19 protein-coding genes and 3 pseudogenes are annotated in these 19876 nt (G+C 72.8%); 12 read left to right on the forward strand and 10 right to left on the reverse strand.

What is annotated here, in order from left to right; genetic code table 11:
- Positions 1-521 precede the first annotated feature (521 nt).
- Positions 522-1199: a lytic polysaccharide monooxygenase gene (locus tag DEH69_RS15755; RefSeq protein ID WP_113687606.1), complete on the forward strand. Its 678-nt coding sequence runs from the start codon at positions 522-524 to the stop codon at positions 1197-1199.
- Positions 1200-1387: 188 nt separating this feature from the next.
- Here the strand turns inward: DEH69_RS15755 and DEH69_RS31540 are convergent, their stop codons facing one another.
- From DEH69_RS31540 to DEH69_RS15775, 4 genes are all read right to left on the reverse strand, one after another.
- Complete coding sequence (locus tag DEH69_RS31540; RefSeq protein ID WP_181727450.1) at positions 1388-1549, reverse strand: hypothetical protein; 162 nt, start codon at positions 1547-1549, stop codon at positions 1388-1390.
- A gap of 482 nt (positions 1550-2031) precedes the next feature.
- Positions 2032-2949, reverse strand: a complete 918-nt coding sequence (locus DEH69_RS15765) for a helix-turn-helix transcriptional regulator (protein ID WP_181727451.1) — start codon at positions 2947-2949, stop codon at positions 2032-2034.
- Positions 2873-3409, reverse strand: a complete 537-nt coding sequence (locus DEH69_RS15770) for a DUF6879 family protein (RefSeq protein ID WP_181727452.1) — start codon at positions 3407-3409, stop codon at positions 2873-2875. The genes DEH69_RS15765 and DEH69_RS15770 overlap by 77 nt, the downstream gene beginning before the upstream one ends.
- A gap of 5 nt (positions 3410-3414) precedes the next feature.
- A complete protein-coding gene (locus DEH69_RS15775) occupies positions 3415-3696 on the reverse strand; it encodes a hypothetical protein (protein WP_258534696.1) in 282 nt (93 codons plus the stop codon).
- 293 nt (positions 3697-3989) lie between these two features.
- Between DEH69_RS15775 and DEH69_RS15780 the strand changes: the two genes are divergently transcribed.
- The 5 genes from DEH69_RS15780 (at position 3990) to DEH69_RS15795 (ending at position 7784) form a co-directional block, all read left to right on the forward strand.
- Positions 3990-4316, forward strand: coding sequence for a hypothetical protein (locus tag DEH69_RS15780; protein ID WP_113687609.1), 327 nt, complete (start codon positions 3990-3992; stop codon positions 4314-4316).
- A gap of 26 nt (positions 4317-4342) precedes the next feature.
- Positions 4343-4648, forward strand: coding sequence for a hypothetical protein (locus tag DEH69_RS15785; RefSeq protein ID WP_113687610.1), 306 nt, complete (start codon positions 4343-4345; stop codon positions 4646-4648).
- A 239-nt stretch (positions 4649-4887) separates the two neighbouring features.
- Complete coding sequence (locus tag DEH69_RS31545) at positions 4888-5028, forward strand: hypothetical protein (protein ID WP_181727453.1); 141 nt, start codon at positions 4888-4890, stop codon at positions 5026-5028.
- Between the two features lie 9 nt (positions 5029-5037).
- On the forward strand, positions 5038-5397 hold the full coding sequence (locus DEH69_RS15790) for a hypothetical protein (RefSeq protein ID WP_113687611.1): 360 nt from the start codon (positions 5038-5040) through the stop codon (positions 5395-5397).
- Between the two features lie 176 nt (positions 5398-5573).
- Positions 5574-7784, forward strand: coding sequence for a serine/threonine-protein kinase (locus tag DEH69_RS15795; RefSeq protein WP_147255610.1), 2211 nt, complete (start codon positions 5574-5576; stop codon positions 7782-7784).
- Between the two features lie 97 nt (positions 7785-7881).
- Here the strand turns inward: DEH69_RS15795 and DEH69_RS15800 are convergent.
- Positions 7882-8247 (reverse strand): annotated as a pseudogene (locus DEH69_RS15800) (MarR family winged helix-turn-helix transcriptional regulator); the annotation flags it as partial.
- 13 nt (positions 8248-8260) lie between these two features.
- Between DEH69_RS15800 and DEH69_RS32765 the strand changes: the two are divergent.
- Positions 8261-8392, forward strand: a pseudogene (locus DEH69_RS32765) (hypothetical protein); the annotation flags it as partial.
- A 62-nt stretch (positions 8393-8454) separates the two neighbouring features.
- Here DEH69_RS32765 and DEH69_RS15805 read toward each other — a convergent pair.
- Entirely contained in the window at positions 8455-9567 is a 1113-nt protein-coding gene (locus DEH69_RS15805) for an arabinogalactan endo-1,4-beta-galactosidase (RefSeq protein ID WP_113687613.1), read from the reverse strand.
- 23 nt (positions 9568-9590) lie between these two features.
- Complete coding sequence (locus tag DEH69_RS15810) at positions 9591-11636, reverse strand: beta-galactosidase (protein WP_113687614.1); 2046 nt, start codon at positions 11634-11636, stop codon at positions 9591-9593.
- 125 nt (positions 11637-11761) lie between these two features.
- Here DEH69_RS15810 and DEH69_RS15815 point away from each other — a divergent pair, with 125 nt between their 5' ends.
- The 5 genes from DEH69_RS15815 (at position 11762) to DEH69_RS15835 (ending at position 17370) form a co-directional block, all read left to right on the forward strand.
- On the forward strand, positions 11762-13054 hold the full coding sequence (locus tag DEH69_RS15815; RefSeq protein ID WP_113687615.1) for an ABC transporter substrate-binding protein: 1293 nt from the start codon (positions 11762-11764) through the stop codon (positions 13052-13054).
- Positions 13051-13995 carry a carbohydrate ABC transporter permease gene (locus DEH69_RS15820; protein ID WP_113687616.1) on the forward strand — a complete coding sequence of 315 codons (945 nt, stop codon included), beginning with the start codon at positions 13051-13053 and terminating at the stop codon, positions 13993-13995. The genes DEH69_RS15815 and DEH69_RS15820 overlap by 4 nt, the downstream gene beginning before the upstream one ends.
- Complete coding sequence (locus DEH69_RS15825; RefSeq protein WP_113687617.1) at positions 13992-14852, forward strand: carbohydrate ABC transporter permease; 861 nt, start codon at positions 13992-13994, stop codon at positions 14850-14852. The genes DEH69_RS15820 and DEH69_RS15825 overlap by 4 nt, the downstream gene beginning before the upstream one ends.
- A gap of 116 nt (positions 14853-14968) precedes the next feature.
- Positions 14969-15958, forward strand: a complete 990-nt coding sequence (locus DEH69_RS15830; RefSeq protein ID WP_258534699.1) for a LacI family DNA-binding transcriptional regulator — start codon at positions 14969-14971, stop codon at positions 15956-15958.
- Positions 15959-16149: 191 nt separating this feature from the next.
- On the forward strand, positions 16150-17370 hold the full coding sequence (locus DEH69_RS15835) for a hypothetical protein (protein WP_113687618.1): 1221 nt from the start codon (positions 16150-16152) through the stop codon (positions 17368-17370).
- On the opposite strand, the gene DEH69_RS15840 is transcribed toward DEH69_RS15835, so the two are convergent.
- The 3 genes and pseudogenes from DEH69_RS15840 to DEH69_RS15850 form a co-directional block, all read right to left on the reverse strand.
- Complete coding sequence (locus DEH69_RS15840; RefSeq protein WP_113687619.1) at positions 17348-18631, reverse strand: PP2C family protein-serine/threonine phosphatase; 1284 nt, start codon at positions 18629-18631, stop codon at positions 17348-17350. The genes DEH69_RS15835 and DEH69_RS15840 overlap by 23 nt on opposite strands.
- A 179-nt stretch (positions 18632-18810) precedes the next feature.
- The gene (locus tag DEH69_RS15845) at positions 18811-19230 is read right to left on the reverse strand and encodes an ATP-binding protein (RefSeq protein WP_309302799.1); all 420 of its coding nucleotides are present in this window, start codon (positions 19228-19230) and stop codon (positions 18811-18813) included.
- A 37-nt stretch (positions 19231-19267) separates the two neighbouring features.
- Positions 19268-19501, reverse strand: a pseudogene (locus DEH69_RS15850) (anti-anti-sigma factor); the annotation flags it as partial.
- Positions 19502-19876 lie beyond the last annotated feature (375 nt).

Consider the following 19876-nt stretch of genomic DNA (forward strand, 5'->3'; position numbering starts at 1 on the left):
TCGGCCGGGTTGACGCTTTCGTGGTGGGTGCGGGTCACCGAGGGCACCTACGGGAGAGGGGGCGTCGGGTGACCGGCCGTCCCGGTAGCCGGTCGGTTTCGCTGCTGGCCGGGATCGTTCGCCGAACGGGCGCGGCCGCGGCGGTAGTTGACGGCCGTTCTCCCGGTGGTCGGTTGCGGTGGCGCGCACCCTTCGGGCCTGCCCTGGCCGCCGCCATCGTCGTTCACCGCGCGCACGTTGAGCTCAGGGAGCATGCCGGGGCGGGGCGGGCGCGCGCGTCGTTCAGCGGGCTCGTTCGCCTTGATGCCCCGCTTACGCGGGGACAGGTGCTCCTCTGACACGGGGCACGTTCTGTTCAGCGCAAAGCGTGCCGCGTGCCCGACCGGCAGGCGGCCGACCGCGAACCCAGCGGAGCGAGGGACTGTTTCGCGGGTGTGTCCTCGGGTAAGGTTCCCATATCATGGGAGCGCTCCCAACCCGGAACCATCCCCCACTCCCTTCCGGAAGACGGAGACCGCACAATGTACGCAGAGACCCCCACACGCCGCTGGACGCTGCGGGTGATCACGCCGGTGATGGCCGCGGTCGTCGGCCTGCTCACCCTGTTCATGAGTCCCTGGAGCGACTCGGCCAGCGCCCATGGCTCGATCGTGGAGCCCGCCTCCAGGAGCTACGGCTGCTGGGACCGCTGGGGCAGCGACCACATGAACCCGGACATGGCGGTGGAAGACCCCATGTGCTGGCAGGCGTTCCAGGCCAACCCGAACACCATGTGGAACTGGATGAGCCTGTTCCGGGAGAACCTGGCGGGCAACTTCCAGGGCTCGATCCCCAACGGCAAGCTGTGCAGCGCCGGTGACGCCCAGGGCGGCCTGGCCACCTCGCTCGACAACCCCGGCGAGTGGACCACCACGGACGTCGGCAGCAACTTCAGCGTCCACCTGTACGACACGGCAAGCCACGGCGCGGACTACTTCCAGGTGTATGTCACCAGGCAGGGCTTCGACCCCACCACCGACGCCCTGGGCTGGGACGACCTCGAGCTGGTCGAGGAGACCGGGAGCTACCCGCCCGCGCAGGACATCACGTTCGACGTCAGCGCCCCGGGCCGTTCGGGGCACCACATCGTCTACACGATCTGGCAGGCATCGCACCTCGACCAGACGTACTTCATCTGCAGCGACGTCAACTTCACATGAGCTGACGGTCATTGAGCCGCACGGGCCCCGGCGGGCGTGTCGTCCGCCGGGGCCCACCCATGAGCCGCCTATGAGCCGTTGGACCAGGGCCGGGCGCAGAGCACGAGGCGGTGGCCGTCGGGGGCCTCGATCGTGACGCCCGGCCCGAGTGCTGCCATATCGGCCCTGGTCCCGGGGGCGGAGCGGCGTCATCTCTCCTGCGACCACCCGCCTCCGCCCGTTCCGCCGCCGCCTCCGCCCGCGCCGCCGGTGGACGAGCCACCCGAGCTGTCGCCGTCGGCAGCCGACGCCCCGCAGGCCGCCAGCACACAGGCCGCGACCACGGCCATCAGCGCGTTCCAAGGCCGCATCCGCCGCATAACGCCTCCTCTTTGACGTGTCCATTCCCAACACGCGCCAGCATGCCAGGTGCGTGCCCCTCGGCCGAGGGGCACGCACGGATTCACGTCACCGGAGTCGTCGCGGAGTCGAAAGGCCGCGCGGGGTCCCGGCGCCCGGCAGCGCCGTCATGTCCCACACGGTGAACGACGTGCCGCCGATGGCCGGTTGGCTGCGGCTCCGCGACGCCGGGAAGCGGCGGGGGCCCGGGGCGGGTCCGGGCGGTGCTGGGCGGTGCTGGGCGGTGCGCGGGGTGGCGGGTGACGGCCGCGCGGCCGAGCGACGTCGCCGACAGCGAACCTCAGGTGCCCCGGACGCCGACACCGCAGCGGGTACGGGGCCCACAAGAGGTGGAGTTCCTCACTCGATCGCTTCGAAGATGTCGCTGTCGGTCTCGCGCTGCCATTTTCTTGGTATTTCTCGAAACATCCCGGACGAGTGGATGGCCAGGAAATCAGTCGCCATCTTCCGAAGGCTCCGGGGCAAGATCCTCAATGACCCGGTTGATGATCGCCCGCGCACTGCGGCCATAGCTGGCGACTCCGGCCAGGCTCTCGAAGATGCCGCCGTACAGCGCGATCTCCTGCGGCTGGGCAAGGTTCAGCTCGGCCGAGAAGGTCTCAACCATCACGCGGTCGTTGTCGAGCAGCCAGAAGCCGTGAGCAGGCGCAACCACATAGGCAGTCTCGAACCCGATGATGCCGAGCTTCACGTTCGGCAGGGCCGACAGCGACACCAGGCGGTCGAGCTGACCCAGCATGATCTCTGGCGGGCACAGCCGGTACCGAAGGGTGGCCTCGGTCAGCACGAAGTGGAAGCGCTTGTCAGGCCGGTACAGGATGTCTTGGCGCTGCACACGCGCCGCAACTGCTTCGTCGATGTCGTTGCGCACCTTGAACACGGTGATGCTCTGCGCGAAGCGGTAACGGGCGTACACGGCGGTCTGAAGCAGGCCGGGAATGAAGGTGGACTCGAACGCCCGGAACAGCCGCGTCTTGGCGTTGATGTCCGCGACCTCTTGTTGGTGCGGTTTCAAGCCGACGCGCAGCTGGCGTTGCCACTCGACGTGCTGCACCTCAAGCGCATGCAGAGAGGCGAGCAACCCTTCCGTCTCGCCCTCGCTGTTGGTCCCCCGGGTCCAGTCGCGTATGTCGTCGTCGGTCGGCGTCTGCTTGCCGTTCTCCAGCTTGCTGACCTTGGAGGGCGGCCACGACAACGACTCCGCGAGCGCCCGCCCGCTCAGTCCCGCGGCGGTGCGGAGCTCGCGGAGTCGCTTGCCGAGTGCGTCACGAGCTTCATGAACGCTGGTGATGCCGGTCGTCCGCTTCGGTGGCAAAGTCGTCCCGTCGTACGGCGCGGTGCCAGGCCGCATCTCGCCAATAATTGTGCTGCACGATCTGGGCCGGGTCCTCGATCAGTTCGCCGCCCAGGAAGTTCTCGTCGCTGTCGAAGTGCATCCGCACCAGCTTGCGCGAGTCGAACAGCCAGTAGTCGTAATCCGGTAGGCCGGAGGCGTCGTCGCGCCTCACATACCTGATGTCCTCGCCAGCCTGGTTGGTGTGCTCTGAGCAGAAGATGCCGAAGCGGCTGTAGTCGGTGAGAGGCGTGCTCACGACTCGGACGCGTGAGAACCGCCGACCCGCCGCGGTCGCCTCCCGGATCATGCTCAGCCAGTTCTGGAACCAGCTCATGTCCACCGGCTCGCCTGCCGTGAACTGGTCCAGCGCGTTGGCCTCGTTCGCGGACTTGTAGAGGTCGCGCGTCTCCAGGCGGAACGCGGTGTGCTCAAAGCTGCGGAAAAGCTGGCCGAACTCGGGGCCGGTTTCGATCATGCGGCTCAGTGCTGACCCTCCCGCTCCAGGTAGCGGAGGGCGTACATCTTGAGCACGTCCTCCGGGATCTCGATCAGGGTCTCGTGGTCAGGCACGTCCCCGACGTCCGCAAGCACCTGAGGGTCGGTGACCTTCCAGCCCTGGGCGATGTACGTCGCCCGGTCAGTGCGGTCGGTGGCGAACAGGGTCGGGGACTGCCCCTCCTGGGACTCCGGGTCCTTGCCGAGGAACCTGGCGCGGATCGTTGGCCTCCGTTGCGAGAAACTCGGCGAACCGTTCTCAGCCATGGTGACGGGCAGAGGTAGGAACGTCAAGCGTGGCAAGTCACCGCCACCGAGCCAGGACAGCTCGTGCACGAGCACTGATCAGGCCGTCCGGCCGACACCGCGTCGGGGCCCGCAGTACGCCCATGTCGAGGAGCCGCGCGGCATGAAGCCAGCGGAGCACGCCTACTGGCTCAGGGTGCCCGATGACTCCGCCAGGGCCGTCTGCGGTGGCTGCGGGGCCACCCGTTGATCAGGCGCCTGGAAACCTGTGAAGGGCGTTGGGTCCACTGTGGGGGCCCGAGGAGAGGGCAGCGGTGGGGGCGGTGGGTTCGAGGGCGGGGCAGGCGCGGGTGGCCGCGGGGATGGGGATGCCGCTCGTGCTGGTCTCCGCCGCGCTGTTCGTCGTCGTGTCGGCGGAGTTGGCGGACAGGCGCGCGTCCGAGGGCGCGTCCGCCTGCCGGGGCGGCGTGGCATCGGACGCGTGCGCGACGACGGGTGCGGGGAGCGTTCGGGACATCGAGCACGACCCGCGCGGCAGGGACGTCCGCCACATAGTGCACCTCGCCGAACAGGGCGGCGTCCGCACGATCGGGGCCGGGCCTGTGCTGAACGCCGTGCGCACCGGTGACGGGGCGCGCTGACGCACTGGCGGGGTGAGATCCGCCGCGTGGGGTTCGGCGGCGACGAGCAGGAGACGTGGGCGTCGCCGGTGGACGACTGGCGGTGGCCGCTCGCGTTCGGTCTCATCCTGCTGCCCCTCGGGGCCCGTGTGCTGGGGCTCGGCCGGTGGCAGCGCCACCGCTGGCTCGTGATCGCGGGGGTGCCGACGGGCGCCCTCGTCGGCTGCGTCGGCTGCGTGGCGGGCATGGAGGCGAGCGATGTGCCCAACGCGCTGCTGGTCACGGCCGCGTCCGCGCCCCTCCCGCCGCGGCCCTGGGCGCCGCGTACGCGTGGTGGTGGGGGCGGCGCATGAAGGCCGCGGCGGAACGTCAGCGGGATCGTGGCGGTGCCGCCCGAGGGGAAGCGGTGCGTGCGCGCGACCGTGCGCGGGGACGTCCCCTACAGCGTGGACGGCTTCGACACGCTGGTGGTCGGCGACGGGCGCCCGGCGGCAACTCCCGATCCGGACGGGCGCGTTGCCCGCAGAGCGCTGCCGGGGACGCTGGCAGTGCCGCGCGTCAGGGCGTTCGAGCCCGACGATCCCGAGGGGGGATGTGCGCCTACCGCCACGACGGGGTGGTCATCGAGTGCCGCGACGGCGACCGGCCGGTCCTCGTCGCCACGCGGCGGCGCGACGCCCCGCTCGTCCTCGGGGCGCTTGAGGACGCGCCGATGTCCGCCGCCTCCCGGTAGGTTGAACGAATGCGCATCACCGTGGATCGGGACAGCGTTGCCATGGGGGACGACGCCCGTCCCCATGACGAGACGTTCGACGTGCCGCCCGAGACGCCGCTCGCCGAGGTGGTCGCGGGCCTGCGGGCGCGGCACTTCCTCGCGTCGATCGCGGGCGGGATGGCCACCTGGATCCTCGAGTCCGACCGCCCCTTGGGCGTCGTGGCGCAGCAGTGGGACGAGCCGCGCTTCCTCGTCGACGCGTCGCTGCCGATCGCGTCGTTCGCGGCGGAGGGCGGAGGCGTCTCGCTCCTGTTCCGGTACTGGAAGCAGCGCGATCCCGACCATGTCTACGAGGAGCTGGCCGCGGGCCGCCGCCCCGCCCGTTGAACGGGGAGCGGCCGATGAGGGAGAACGTGCAGCCCCTGGCCGCCCGGGAGTTGGCGTCGGGCAACCCGGGGGACACCTGGTTGAACAGAGCAGTGGTCAACCTCACCCCTGACGGAGGGTGCCAGTAACCTCTCAGCGACGCGGGTCTACGGCATAAGGCGACGGGGGTGCCATCGGTGGAGGATCTTGAGGCCGGGGATCCGAGACGCGTGGGGCGGTACCGCATCGTCTCGCGCCTCGGGTCGGGCGGGATGGGCCGGGTGTATCTGGGGCGCTCCCCCAGCGGGCGCGGCGTCGCCGTGAAGGTGGTGCGGCCCGAGCTGGCGGACGACGCCGACTTCAGGCGGCGCTTCGCGCGCGAGGTCTCGGCGGCCCGGCGCGTGACCGGGTTCTTCACGGCGGCCGTGGTCGACGCCGACCCCGACGGGTCGCCGCCCTGGCTGGCCACGGCGTTCGTGCCGGGACGCTCCCTGGAGGCGGCCATCCGCGCGGGCGGCCCCTGGGGTGAACGCCCCGTGCTGGCGCTGGCGGCCGGGCTGGCCGAGGCGTTGGAGGCGATCCATGGGGTGGGCGTCATCCACCGCGACCTCAAGCCGTCCAACGTGCTGCTCGCCGAGGACGGCCCGCGCGTCATCGACTTCGGGATCTCGGTCGCGGCCGAGGCGAGCGTGCTCACCAGGACGGGAATGATCGTGGGAACGCCGGGATTCATGTCGCCCGAGCAGCTCACGGGCAAGCCGGTGGGCCCGGCGAGCGACGTGTTCTCGCTGGGCGCGGTCCTCGGCTACACGGCCACCGGCGCCAACCCCTTCGGCACCGGCTCGGCCCATGCGCTCAACTTCCGTGCGGTGTACGAGGAGCCCGAGCTGGGTGACCTGCCGCCTGGGCTCGCGGTGATACGCCGCTGCCTGGCGAAGGATCCGGATCAACGGCCCGCCGTGGGCGAGCTGTTGGACCAGCTGGCGGCGGCCATCGCCGAGGGCGACGCGGACGGCGACGAACGCACCGCCGTGTTGCGGGCGGTGCGCGAGAGCACGTGGCCGCCCGCCGCCGCCCCCGGACCGGCCCACGGCACCGCGTCGGCGCGCGCCGAGCAGCAGCGCCTCCTGGCCAGCGCGTTGCGTGCCCTCCTGCGGCACCGGGCCGCCGTCCAGGAGCAACGCCGCGTCGCCGCCGCCGAGTTGCGGTCCCTGTCGGCGCGCAGGGCCGCCGCGGCGGAGGTAGCCGCCACCGCGGCGGAGGTGGCCGCTGCGGCACCGGCACCCGTGCCCGCCCCTCAGCCGCCGCCCCAACGGCCGCGGCCGCCGCGGCGACAGCCGCCGACGCCGACCCAACGCCCCACCCGGCGCGGCGCGTTGCGCACCCTCCTCGGCGCGGCCTCCGTCGTCGCGATCGGCGGCGGAGGCGCCCTCGCGTGGCGGGCCTTCGCGCCCGAGGACAGCGGGGAGACGCGGGCGGCGCGGTGGGATATCGCGCCCGGTGGGGCGCTCTCCCCGCCCGCCGTCGCGGGCGAGACGGTGTACTTCGGCGACGAGGGCGGGTTCCTGCACGCCGTCAACGCGGCCAGCGGGGAGGAGCGTTGGACGTTCCCCACCGGGGGTGGCGTCGCGGAGCCCGTCGTCGCGGGCGGGGTCGTGCTGGTGGCCGGAGGGAACGGGATCCTGTATGCCGTCGACGCGGCGTCCGGCGTTGAACGGTGGTCGTTCCCCCTCAATGGCGAGGCGGCGCCCGCGCTGGTGGCCGGGGGCGACGCCTATGTGAGCGTCCGCGACGTCGGCGTTCTCGCCCTCGGCACGGAGTCGGCCAGGGAGCGCTGGACGGTGCCCGCGGGCGGGGCCATGACCCCGGTCGCGGCCGTTGGGCTGATCCATGTGCCCACGTCCGATGGGCTTGTGGCGCTCCACCCGGCCACCGGCGAGCGGCGCTGGACCTTCGCATCGACGGCCGCGGCCACGCCAGCGGCGGCCACCGGGGGCGTGGTGTGCTACGCGACGGCCGGGCCCGACGCGCTCCTGTACGCCGTCGACGCCTCCACGGGCGAGGAGCGCTGGTCGTTTCGCCTCGATGGGGACACGGCGGTCTCCGCGCCCGTCGCGGTGGACGGCGCGGTCTATGTGGGCGGCGCGGCGCTGTGCGCGCTCGACGCCGCGACGGGCGACGTGCGCTGGGAGCGCTCCCCCGGCGCCGCGGCGTCGCCCGCCGCCGTGGACGGCGCCGTCCTGGTGCCCGACGCCGAGGGCCGACTGCGGGCCCTCGACGCCGAGGACGGCGGGCCGCTGTGGTCGTTCACGGGCGGGGACGCGCCCCTGAGGCGCCCGGCGACCGACGGCGGCACGGCCTATGCGACCAGCGAGGACGGGCGCGTGTACGGCGTTCCCCTGGCCTGAGGCCCTGTGGCTGCCGCGGCGCACCCGGGCTGAGGAAGGGCGGGGAGCACGGCGCGGGGCGGCCGTCCCGCACCGCGCTCCTGGACGGCTCGTCGGCTCACCTCGGCGCCCGCTCGTCCCGGGTCGCCGCGTGGGACGGCTGTCGGCCGAAGTCGTCGGGAACGATGCGGAGTTTCTGTGCGACGCGGACGAGGGCCTTCTGGTCGGTGGTGGTGAGCGCGCCGAGGACGATGCGGCGTACGGCGCGCAGGTGTGTGGGCGCCGCCTCGCGTACGACGCCGAAGCCCGCGTCGGTGAGTTCGGCGAGGGTGCAACGGCCGTCGGCAGGGTCGGGCGTCCGTACGGCCCTGCCGCGCTGTTCACAGCGTTTGACGCCGTTGGACAGGCGGGAGAGCGACCCGCTGGCGAGGAAGGCGAGCTCACCCATCCGCAGCCTGCGCCCCGGGGCCTTCGACAACGCGGAGCGCAGGCTGCGGATGGCCGAGCAGTTCCGCCGTCGCCTCGGCGGCCGCGCGCCGATCTGGACCGAGACCGGCGTCACGGTCCTCGGCCTCGCCGGGATGCGGGTGGAGATCCGCGGCACCGCCATCGTCGGCTCCGGGAGCTGAACCATCACATCAAGCGGCCGAGCGCGGACCGCCGAGTGCGACGCGCTGGTCAGGGCCGCTGGCTACCGCCAGGTGGCCGCCGGGAGGGCGCGGCCCTGGAAGTCGAAGAACGCCTGGTTCTCCCACGCGTTGCCCGACGCGGGGTCGTAGGGGTCCCAGCCGTTGCCCGGGGTGGCGATCCAGGCGGGCTCCCAGTAGTAGAGGCCGCGGCCCCGCCCTTCGGGCACCTCGGACAGCACCTGGGAGACGGCGCGCACCCAGTCGGCCTGGCCCTCCAAGCTGGCGCCGAAATCGGGCACCAGCTGCGAGGGATCGGCGATGATGTTGGGGTGCCCGTCGGAGTCGGCGAGGACGAACGGGTAGGCCGTCTCGGCGACCACGATGTCCCGCTCGTAACGGGCCGCGCAGTCGATGGCGTTGATCCGCAGATCGTCCAGCGTGCCGTGCCAGTACCCGTAGAAGGACAGGGCGATCACGTCGAACGGGACGCCCCGTTGGACCGCGTTGTCGAACCACCAGACCGTGGCGGGGTTGTCGCCGCCCTCGGCGAGGTGGAGGGCGACCTCGATGCCGGGGGTGGCGTCGGTGGCGGCGCGGGAGCCCGCGGTCAGCAGCCTTGCCAGGGCGTCGAAGTCGGCGGTCGAGCCGTCGGGCCAGAGCAGGCCGCCGTTGATCTCGTTGCCGATCTGGGCCATGGCCGCGGGGGTGCCCTGGCGGGCCAGGCCGCTCAGGATCTCGTGGGTGTGGTCGTAGACGGCCTGTTCGAGGTCGGCGAAGGACAGGCCGGTCCAGGCGGCGGGCTTGTTCTGCTGGCCCGGGTCGGCCCAGCTGTCGGAGTAGTGGAAGTCGATCAGCAGCCGCATGCCGTGGGCGTGGGCGCGCTGGCCCATGGCGAGGATCTGGGGCAGCCCGTGGTAGCCGTCGGGCGAGCTCACCCAGACCTTCAGGCGCACATGGTTGGCGCCGCCCGCGGCGAGGATCGCCACGGGGTCGCCTGGCGTGCCGTCGGCGTGGCGGAAGACGGCGCCCAGGTCCTCGGCCTTGGGGACCGAGGAGAGGTCGACGCCCTGGACGGGCAGGGGCACGGCCTGGGCGGTGCCGCGGGCCAGCGCGGTGAACGCGGCGGGCGCGGCCAGCGCGGCGGTTCCCGCGCGCAGGAGCGTTCGTCTGTGCATCGTGGCGGTCCCTTCGTGGAGGGTCAGCGGGTGGGTGGGGCGAGGTGCACGACGCGCACGGCGCCCGCGGGCACGGCCAGGTGGCCGGTGGCGCGGTCGCCGGTGATCAGCTCGGTGCCGGTGATCAGCTCGGTGCCGGTGGTAGCCAGGGGGATCCTGGCCTCGGCCGCGGTGTGGTTGATCGCGAAGAGATAGGTGTCGCCGTCCGCCCCGGCGCGCGCGACGACCTCGACGTCGCGCGGCAGGTCGTCGCGCGGCGCGAGCCCGGCGTCGGCGGTGGCGGCGGCCAGGACGGCGTCGAGGCCGTCGTGACCCAGGCGCGCCGAGACATACCAGGCGGTGCCTTCGCCCAGCGCGTGCCGGGTGACGGCAGGGTCGCCCGCGGCGGGCCCGTCGGCGTAGCGCCACACGGCCTCGGCGCCCCGGGTGACCACGGTCTCGGCCCAGATGTCGGCGGTGAGCGCGGGCCTGCCCGGCCCGGTGAGGGTGACGGTCTCTCCCGCGCGCAGCGGCTTGAACTCCTCGACGGTCAGGCCGAGTACGCCGCGCAGCGGCCCTGGGTGGGGGCCGGGGTGGACGGCGTCGTGGGCGTCGACGATGCCGGAGAAGCACGAGACGACGAGGGTGCCGCCGCCGTGGACGTAGCGCGTCAGGTTCTCGCCCGCGGCGGCGGTGGTGAGGTAGAGGGAGGGGACGACGAGCAGCGGGCGGTCGGCGAGGTCCCGGGCCTCCGGCTCGACGAAGTCCACGGTGAGGTGACGGTCGTAGAGGGCGCGGTACCAGGACTCGGCGCGCTCCCTGGTGTCGAGGTCGTCGCTTGGCCGCCACTCGAGGGACTGCGCCCACCAGGACTGCCAGTCCCACACGACGGCGGCGTCCGCGGCCGTGCGGCTGCCCAGGATCGGGGTCAACGCGCCCAGGTCCGCGCCGAGTTGGACGACCTCGCGCCAGATCCTGCTGTCGGTGCCCGCGTGCGGGACCATCGCCGAGTGGAACTTCTCCGCGCCCGCCCGTGAGGCGCGCCACTGGAAGAACATCGCGCCCTCCGAGCCGCGGGCGACATGCGCGAGGCTGTTGCGGGCCATCTCGCCCGGGCGCTTGGCGATGCCGCGCGGCTGCCAGTTGACGGCGCTCGTGGAGTGCTCCAGCAGCAGCCAGGGGCGGCCGCCCGCGACGGAGCGGGTCAGGTCGGCGGCCATGGCGAGGTTGACATGGTTGCGGTCCTCCTCGGCCACCAGGTAGTGGTCGTTGGTGACCAGGTCGACCTCGCGGCCCCAGGCCCAGTAGTCGATGGAGTCGCACTGGGTGGGCGACACCATGAAGTTGGTGGTCACCGGGACCCCGGGGGACAGCTCGTGCAGCAGGTCGCGCTCGCGGCGGAAGTTGGCGAGGGCCGCGTCGTTGGCGAAACGGGCGTGGTCGAGGCGCTGGGCGGGGTTGCCCACGGTGGGGGTGAGCCTGGGCGGCTCGACCTCGGCGAAGTCCCCGTAGCGCTGCCCCCAGAACTCGGTGCCCCAGGCGGAGTTCAGCGCCTCGACCGTGCCGTAGCGGTCGGCGAGCCAGCGGCGGAAGTGCTCGGCCGACGTCGGGCAGTAGCAGGCGAGGACGGGCACGCCGTACTCGTTGTGCACATGCCATAGGGCGAGCGCGGGGTGGTCGCCGTAGCGCTCGCCCAGGGCGCGGGTGATCCGGGCGGCGGCCTCGTGGTAGGCGGGCGAGCTGTGGCAGATCGCGCCGCGTGAGCCGAACGCGTAGCGCGTGCCGTCCCGTTCGACCGGCAACGCCTCGGGGTGCGCGCGGTAGAACCAGGCGGGCGGCACGACCGTGGGGGTGCCGAGCGCGACGCCGACGCCGCCCTCGTGCAGCAGGTCGATGACGCGGTCGAGCCAGCCGAAGTCGAAGCGGCCCTCGCTCGGTTCGAGCCTGGCCCAGGAGAAGATCCCCACGCTCACCAGGGTGACCCCGGCCTCGCGCATCAGCGCGACGTCATCGGGCCAGATCTCCTCGGGCCACTGCTCGGGGTTGTAGTCCCCGCCGAAGGCGAGCCGGTCGGGCCGGTCCATCCGCATCTGCTGAGCCTTTCTGTGAACGTGCACAGTCCACATAACCGCACTGTCTCAACCATTGACAAGCCGTTGACGCGCTTCTCTACTGTGAACGCTCACAGATCCCGCCTGTCTCATCGGAGGCACCCATGCATCAGCGCACCACCGTCGCGGCGCTCACGGCCGCCCTCACCACCGCCGCCCTCGCGGGCTGCGGCTCGTCCGACGACGGCGGCTCCGACGGGCCGGTCGACCTCACCTACTGGGCCTGGGCGCCCGGCATGGAGCAGGTGGTCGAGCTGTGGAACGAGGCCAATCCCGACATCCAGGTGACCGTCAAGGAGCAGGCGGCGGGCGACGACCTCGTCACCAGAACGATCACCGCGGCCCAGGCGGGCGAGGCCCCCGACCTCGTGCAGGCGGAGTACCAGGCGCTGCCCACCCTGGTGAGCAACGACGTGCTCGCCGACATCTCCGGCGAACTCGACGGTGCCGAGGAGCAGTTCGCGCCAGGGCTGTGGCAGCAGGTCACCCTGGGCACCGACGCCGTCTACGCCCTGCCGCAGGACTCGGGGCCGATGATGTTCTACTACCGCGAGGACCTGTTCGCCGAGTACGGCCTCGAAGTCCCCACCACCTGGGAGGAGTTCGCCGACACCGCGCGCGCCGTGCGGGACGCGGACCCCCAGGCGTACCTCACCACGTTCTCCGCCAACGACGCGGGGCTGTTCGCCGGTCTCGCCCAGCAGGCGGGCGCCCAGTGGTGGACCGTGGAAGGCGAGAGGTGGCGCGTCGCCATCGACGACGACGCCACCCGCCGCGTCGCCGAGTTCTGGGGCGGCCTCGTCGCCGAGGACGCCATCCTCAACGAGCCGATGTACACGCCCGCGTGGAACCAGGCGCTCAACACCGGCGAGCAGATCGCCTGGGTCAGCGCCGTCTGGGCCCCCGGCACCCTGTCCACCGCGGCGCCCGACACCGCGGGCTCATGGGCCATGGCGCCGCTGCCGCAGTGGGAGGAGGGCGGCAACGCCACGGGCAGCTGGGGAGGTTCGACCACAGCCGTCACCAACGACAGCCAACACCGCGAGGCCGCCGTGGAGTTCGCCGCCTGGCTCAACACCGACCCCGAGGCGCTTGCCGCCCTGGTCACCGAGGGCGGCATCTACCCCGCGGCCACCGCGGCCCAGACGGGCGACGCGCTGGCCCAGCCGCCCGCGTTCTTCGAGAACCAGCCGGACTTCTACGCGCGCGCCGCCGAGATAGCCCAGGGCACCGCGCCCGCCGCCTGGGGACCGAACGTCAACGTCGCCTATGACGCGTTCAACGACGCCTTCGCCGCCGCCGCCGAGAGCCGGGGCGACTTCGCCGAGGCGCTGGCCACCGTGCACCGCGCCACGGTGGACGACATGGAGTCCCACGGCTTCCAGGTCGCCGAGTGACCCGGCCCGTCAAGGGAGTTGCCGCGCGTGCCCCCCGGCGGGGGCCGCGGCGGGGCGCGCCCTACGCGTTCCTCGCCCCCGCCATCGTGCTGTTCCTGCTGTTCTTCGCACTGCCCATCGGCTATGCGATCCATCTGAGCCTGCGCACCGTCGAGGTCCAGGGCCTCGGCCTCGGCAGCGGCGCCCGCCAGGAGGTGTGGGCCGGGCTCGCCAACTACACCGACGCCATCGGCGACCCCGAACTCCTCGACGGCGCCCTGCGGGTGGCGGTCTACGGCCTCATCGTGGTGCCCGTCATGCTGGGCCTCGCGCTCGTGTTCGCGCTGCTGCTCGACGCCGAACGCGTCCGCGGGCGCCGCGCGGGCCGCCTGCTGATCTTCCTGCCCTACGCCATCCCCGGCGTCATCGCCGCGCTGCTGTGGGGCTTCCTCTACCTGCCGTCGGTCTCCCCGCTGCACCGCGCCCTCGACGCGCTCGGCCTGCCCGAGCCCGACCTGCTCGGCGGCAACGCCCTCTATCTCGCGCTCGCCAACATCGCGGTGTGGGGCGGCACGGGGTTCAACATGATCGTCATCCACACGTCGCTGCGCGCCATCCCCGCCGAGCTGTACGAGGCCGCGCGCCTCGACGGCGCCTCCCCGCTCCAGATCGCGCTGCGCGTCAAGATCCCCCTGGTCACTCCGTCGCTCGTGCTCACGTTCTTCTTCTCGATCATCGCCACGCTCCAGGTCTTCAGCGAGCCCACCACGCTGCGCCCCCTGACCAACAGCGTCCCGACCACCTGGAGTCCGCTGATGAAGGTCTACCAGGACGCGTTCGGCACCGGCGACATCCACTCCGCCGCCGCCACCGCCGTCGTCATCGCCGTCGTCACCCTCGCCCTGTCGTTCGGCTTCCTGCGCGCCGCGGGCGCCCGCGCCCGCCAGGGGGAGGCCCGATGACATCCGCCCGCCTCGCCCCGCGCTCCCCACGGCGCGTCGCACTCCTGCCCACCGCCGCCCTGCTGCTGGGCGCGCTCTACTGCCTCGTCCCCGTCGTGTGGGTCGTGATGGCCGCGACCAAGGCGGGCGACGAGCTGTTCTCCACGTTCACCCTGGCCCCCGGCACCGGCCTCCTCGCCAACATCGCCGACCTCAACGCCTACCGCGACGGCGTCTACTGGCGCTGGATGGCCAACTCCGCGCTCTACGCGGGCGTCGGCGCCGCCCTGTCCTGCGCGGTCTCCGCGCTCGGCGGCTACGCGCTGGCCGTCTACCGCTTCGCCGGGCGCGAGGCGATCTTCGGCGTGCTGCTCACCGGCGTCCTGATGCCGCCCGTCATCCTCGCCGTCCCGCAGTACCTGCTGCTCGCCGAGGTGGACCTCACCGACCACTACCTGTCCGTCCTGCTCCCCGTGCTGCTCTCCCCCTACGGCATCTATCTGGCGCGCGTCTACGCGGCGGCGGCCGTGCCGCCCGACGTCGTGGAGGCGGCGCGCATGGACGGGGCGGGCGAGTGGCGGATCTTCAGGGCCGTCGCGCTGCCGATGATGCTGCCTGGCCTGGTGACGATCTTCCTCTTCCAGTTCGTCGCCATCTGGAACAACTTTCTCCTGCCGTTCATCATGCTCAGCGACGACGAGAAGTTCCCGATGACGCTCGGCCTCTACACCCTGCTCAACCAGGGCTCCAACAGCCCCGCCCTCTACACCCTGGTGATCACGGGATCACTGCTCGCCATCGTTCCGCTGGTCGCCCTGTTCCTGCTCATCCAGCGGTTCTGGAGCCTGGACCTCCTCTCGGGCGCCGTAAAGTCGTGAGCGTGACCTCGAACAACGCGGCCCCGGACAAGGCGGCCCCGGACAAGGCGGCCCCGGACAAGGCGGCCCCGGACAAGGCTGCGGGGAAGGGCCAGGGCCGACGCCGTCGGCCGACCATCCACGACGTGGCGCGGGAGGCTGGCGTCTCCCGCGGCACCGTCTCCCGGGTGCTCAACGGCGGCCACTACGTCAGCCCCGCCGCCGCCGACGCCGTCAACGCCGCCATCCGCAGGACCGGTTACGTGCTCAACCGGCACGCCCGCTCGCTCATCACCGGGCGCTCGGGCTCGGTGGCATTCCTGCTGACCGAGCCGCAGGAGAAGTTCTTCGAGGACCCCAACTTCAACGTCCTGCTGCGCGGTTGCACCCAGGCGCTGGCCGCGCACGACATCCCGCTGCTGCTGATGATCGCCGGGAGCCACGAGGAGCAGCGGCGCCTGGTCCGCTATGTGTCGGCCGGGCACGTGGACGGCGTGCTGCTCGTCTCCAGCCACACCGGCGACCCGGTGGCCGAGCGCCTTGTCACCTCGGGGATCCCCGTGGTGATGTGCGGCAAGCCCATGGGGCACACCACCCGCCTCGCGCACGTGGCCGCCGACGACCGGGACGGGGCGCGGCAGATGGTGCGCCACCTGCTGGCCACGGGCCGCCGCCGCGTCGCCACCGTCACCGGGCCGCTCGACACCCCGGGCGGCGTCGAACGCCTCGCCGGATACCGCGAGGTGCTGGTCGAGGCGGGCCTGCCCACCGATGACGCGCTGATCGCCCCTGGCGACTACAGCCGCGCGGGCGGCGCCGCCGCGACCGCCGAGCTGCTGGCCAGGCGCCCCGACCTGGACGCGCTGTTCGTCGCCTCCGACCTGATGGCGCAGGGCGCGCTGGCCGAGCTCCAACGCGCCGGGCGCGGCGTTCCCGCGGACGTGGCCGTCGGAGGCTTCGACGACTCCGCCGCCGCCCTTGACTCGCGCCCGCAGCTCACCACGATCCGCCAGCCCTGGGACCGGATCAGCGCCGAGATGGTGCGCGTCCTCCTCGACCAGGTGGGCGGCGCGGACACCTCCGCCGTCGTCCTCCCCACGGCCCTGGTGATCCGCGACTCGGCGTGAACACGGCCCGCGCGACCTTCCCTTGCGCGCCCGAGCCGCTACGCCGGGGCTGACCCCACCCGCCGACCGCCGCCGCGCGGGCGGCTGTTCACGCCGTCGTCGACCGCACTTCTCCCTGGCCCGGCAGCGCGGCCACCCGCCCTCCCTAGGGTCCCGGTGCGCACCTCGTACCGACCCCCACAGGAGACGCCGTGCCCCGTGCCAGGCCGACCTCCCTCGCCGCTCTCGTCCTCGCCACCCTCGCGCTCACCGCCACCCCGGCCGCCGCGTCGCCCGCATCGGGCCCCGCCGCGCCGCGCGCCGCGCCCGCCGCCACTCCCGAGTCCAGGCCGCGGCCGTCCCCCGAGCACCGGCTGCCCCCGTACATCCACGGCGGCGCCTGGCCGACCAGCCATGTCCAGGGCGTCACCGTGGACGTGGAGAACGGCTTCGTGTACTGGTCGTTCACCCAGGCCCTGGTCAAGACCGACCTGGCGGGCAACGTCGTCGGCACCGTCGAGGGACTGACCGGCCACCTCGGGGACATCGACCTCGACCCGCGCGACGGGCGCGTCTACGGCTCGCTCGAGTACAAGGCGGAAGAGGCGTTCTACATCGCGGTGTTCGACGTCGAGGAAATCGACCGCGTCGGCCTTGACGCCGAGACCGACGGCGTGATGACGGCCGTCCATCTCCAGGAGGTCGTCGACGACTTCACCGCCGACATGGACGGCGACGGCGTCTTCGACGGCGACACCGCCGACACCGCCGACCACCGCTACGGGTGCAGCGGCATCGACGGCGTCTCGTTCGGCCCGTCGTTCGGCTCGCGGCACGGCGCGCCCCGGCTGATGGTCGCCTATGGCGTGTACGCCAACACCGGCCGCGCCGACAACGACCACCAGGTGATCCTGGAGTACGACACGCGGGACTGGCGCCGCCTCGAACGCCCCCTGAGCCAGGCGGACCCGCACCGCAGCGGCCCGCGCCGCCCCGACGGCACGTACTTCGCGCGCACCGGCAACACCACGTACGGCGTGCAGAACCTGGAGTACGACGCGCACACGGGCCACTGGATGATGGCCGTCTACACCGGCACCAAGGCCGAGTTCCCCAACTACTCCTTCTTCATGGTCGACGGCTCGCTGCGCCCCAGGCGCGGCGAGATCACAGGGCAGCCCGAGCCCGAGCGCGGCGACCTGCTCACCCTGGTGCGCCGCGGCCTGCGCGACCCCGAAACGGGCATCAGGGGCTGGGAGTTCCACGGCAGCTACGGCTTCGCCTCGCTGGGCGACGGCACCTACTACGTCGCCGATGGCGGGCCCGTCGACGAGGGCGGGGCGACCCTCCAGGAGGGCTTTGTGCACCGCTACCGCTGGACCGGCGCCACCCCGGCCCCGTTTGAGCGGGTCAACGCGCCCGAGGAACGGTGACCTCGGCGCCGCCCTCGGTACCGCCCGCGCGCGGCGCCACCCTGACGGCCAGGGCGAGCGTGTCGTCCGGGTGCAGGATCACCGTGTGCATGTCGGCCGCGACGGCCCCCGGCACCTCGGCCGTGGGCCGCCGCACATGCCGCAGCGCCGCCCGCACCAGGCGCGCCTCGCCCTCCAGCGGGTCCTTGCGGCTCTCGGTCAGCCCATCCGTGTAGAGGACCAGCAGGTCGCCCGGGCCGAGCCGGTCGCGCAGCAGCCCGTCGCTGCCCGCCATCGGGAAGCCGATCCCCCGGCCCCTGGTCTCCAGATACGCGTGCGCGCCACCCGCCCGCACCACCAGGGCGGGCGGGTGGCTGCCGTTGGCCAGCATCAGCTCGCCCGTGCCGGGGATCAGCCGCGCCAGCTGCACGGTCGCCATCAACTCCCGGTCGAACGGCAGCAGGATCTCGTCCGTGCGCGCGATGATCGACTCGAGGCGGTGTCCCTCCAGGGCCAGGGTCCGCACCGCGTGCGTGACGTTGAGCGCGGACCGCGTGCTGGTCACGCCGTGCCCGAGCGCGTCCACCACCGTGATGTGCACCGAGCCGTCGGGCAGCGTGAACCAGTCGTACAGGTCGCCGCCCGTGGGCGCGTCGGTGCCCGCGGGGGCGTAGTGGACGGCGAGTTCGAGCCCGTCGATCGCCAGGGGCGGCGGGCGCAGCGCATCCTCCAGCTCCCGCAGCGTCTTGCCGTGCGCGCGCCGCAGCTCCTCGTCGCGCTCCTCAAGCTGCACATAGAGCGCCAGCACGCCGCTGTTGGTCTCGGCCAGCTCGTGCTTGAGCCTGCGGTGGTCGGCCGCCAGCGCGTCGGCGCGGGCCATGGCGTAGCGCAGCTCCCGTTCCAGCGCCTCGTCCTCGGGCCCGGGCTCGGCGGCCTCGCCGCCCGGCGCGGGCGGCGGCAGCCGGACGCGCCACACCGCGGCGCCGTCGTCGCCGGCCTCGGCGGGCAGCGGCAGCTCGGCGGGCGCTGGCCGCTCGCCCCCACCCAGCGGGCGGCACACGACGGCGAGCAGCCCAGGGCGCCCTGGCTCGGGCTCCCGCCGCACCGTGGTCTCCAGGTGGACGGCCCCGCCCGCGTCGAACGCCACGCTCGCGACGGCGGTCACCGCGACCACGAGGCGGGCCCTGGCGTCGACGGGCAGGCGGTGCGCGCGGGCCACCCGCCGCACGGCGGCCCGCAGGTCGGCCGCCGTGCTGAACCGGTGTCGGTCGGTCGTGGTCATAGCATCAGTGCGGTTCTCAGCCTCAGGATTCTCAGCCTCAGGATTCACGGCCTCGGGGTTCACGGCCTCGGGGTTCACGGCCTCGGGGTTCACAGGGCGAGCACGGGCGCGGCCGCGCCATGGTGGCCGATGCGGACGTGCCGCGTCAGGGGCGGCGGCCGGAGCGCGGGCACCGCGCGTCACCCGCTGGTCCAGCGCGTGGCACACACCGTGGTGCCGCCGCCGGGGCGGGTGTCGATCCAGAACTCGTGCATCAACCGCCGCGCCCCGCCCAGGCCGTGGCCGAGGCCCGCGCCGGTGCTGTAGCCGTCGGTGAGGGCCACGTCCACGTTGGCGATGCCGGGCCCCGCGTCGGCGACGGTGAGCCGCACGCCCCTGGCCGAGGGGCGGGCCAGGCGTTCGATGGTCAACGTGCCCCCGCCGCCGTGGATGTAGGCGTTGCGCACCAGCTCGCTCGCGGCGGTGACGACGCGTGTCTGGTCAACAAGGCCGAAACCCACCGTGAGGCACACGGCCCGCACGGCGTGCCGGGCTTCGAGGAGGTCCTCCTCGCTGCGCACCGGATACTCGGCGCGCCCGTCCTCGACGCTGGTGGCCACGCCCCCCGCGGGGGGTTGGGCGTGACCGGGCGCCGGTTCATCGGGCGTCATCACGACGAGCAGCCTCCCGTGACGGCGTGGTGCGGAACCAGCCCAGGGCGGCCATGCCCTGCTCCGCGTTCAAGGCCGTTTCCACGCCACGCGGTTTCAAACCGGGCTCGACCAGGGTGATGGCCACCGGGGGGCGCATGCAGGCCACGATGCCGCGGGCGCCCAAGGGGCGGGCGGTGGTGGTCGGTTCACCGAGAGTGCGGGCCACGGCCGACTCGATGGCGCTCACAACCTCACCCTCTCAGCACGGCATCATCGTTGCTGCCCGGCAAATGTTAGCGTTCCTCCGAGCGGGGCAGGAAGGAGCCCGTGACATGTCGTGCGCGGGGTGTGCCGAGCGGGCCGAGCGCTCAGGGCCGCCGGGGTGATGCCATGCCCTCGCCCGAACGACCGTCCGCCACAAGGGCCTGTCTGACCATTCCCGGTGGATCAGCGAGCGGTGTCACTCCCCCTTCGTACAGTGTTTTCTGTGCAGGTCAGAGGCATGGGGCAGGGATGGGACGTGCACACGCCCACGCGGGCGGCCTTCGAGGCTTTGGGCCAAGGCCGTGAAGTTAAGGGCTGATGGGTGGTGGTAGCACGTTGATGGCGATGG

It is taken from the genome of Streptomyces sp. PT12, assembly GCF_003311645.1.
Lineage (GTDB): Bacteria > Actinomycetota > Actinomycetes > Streptomycetales > Streptomycetaceae > Streptomyces.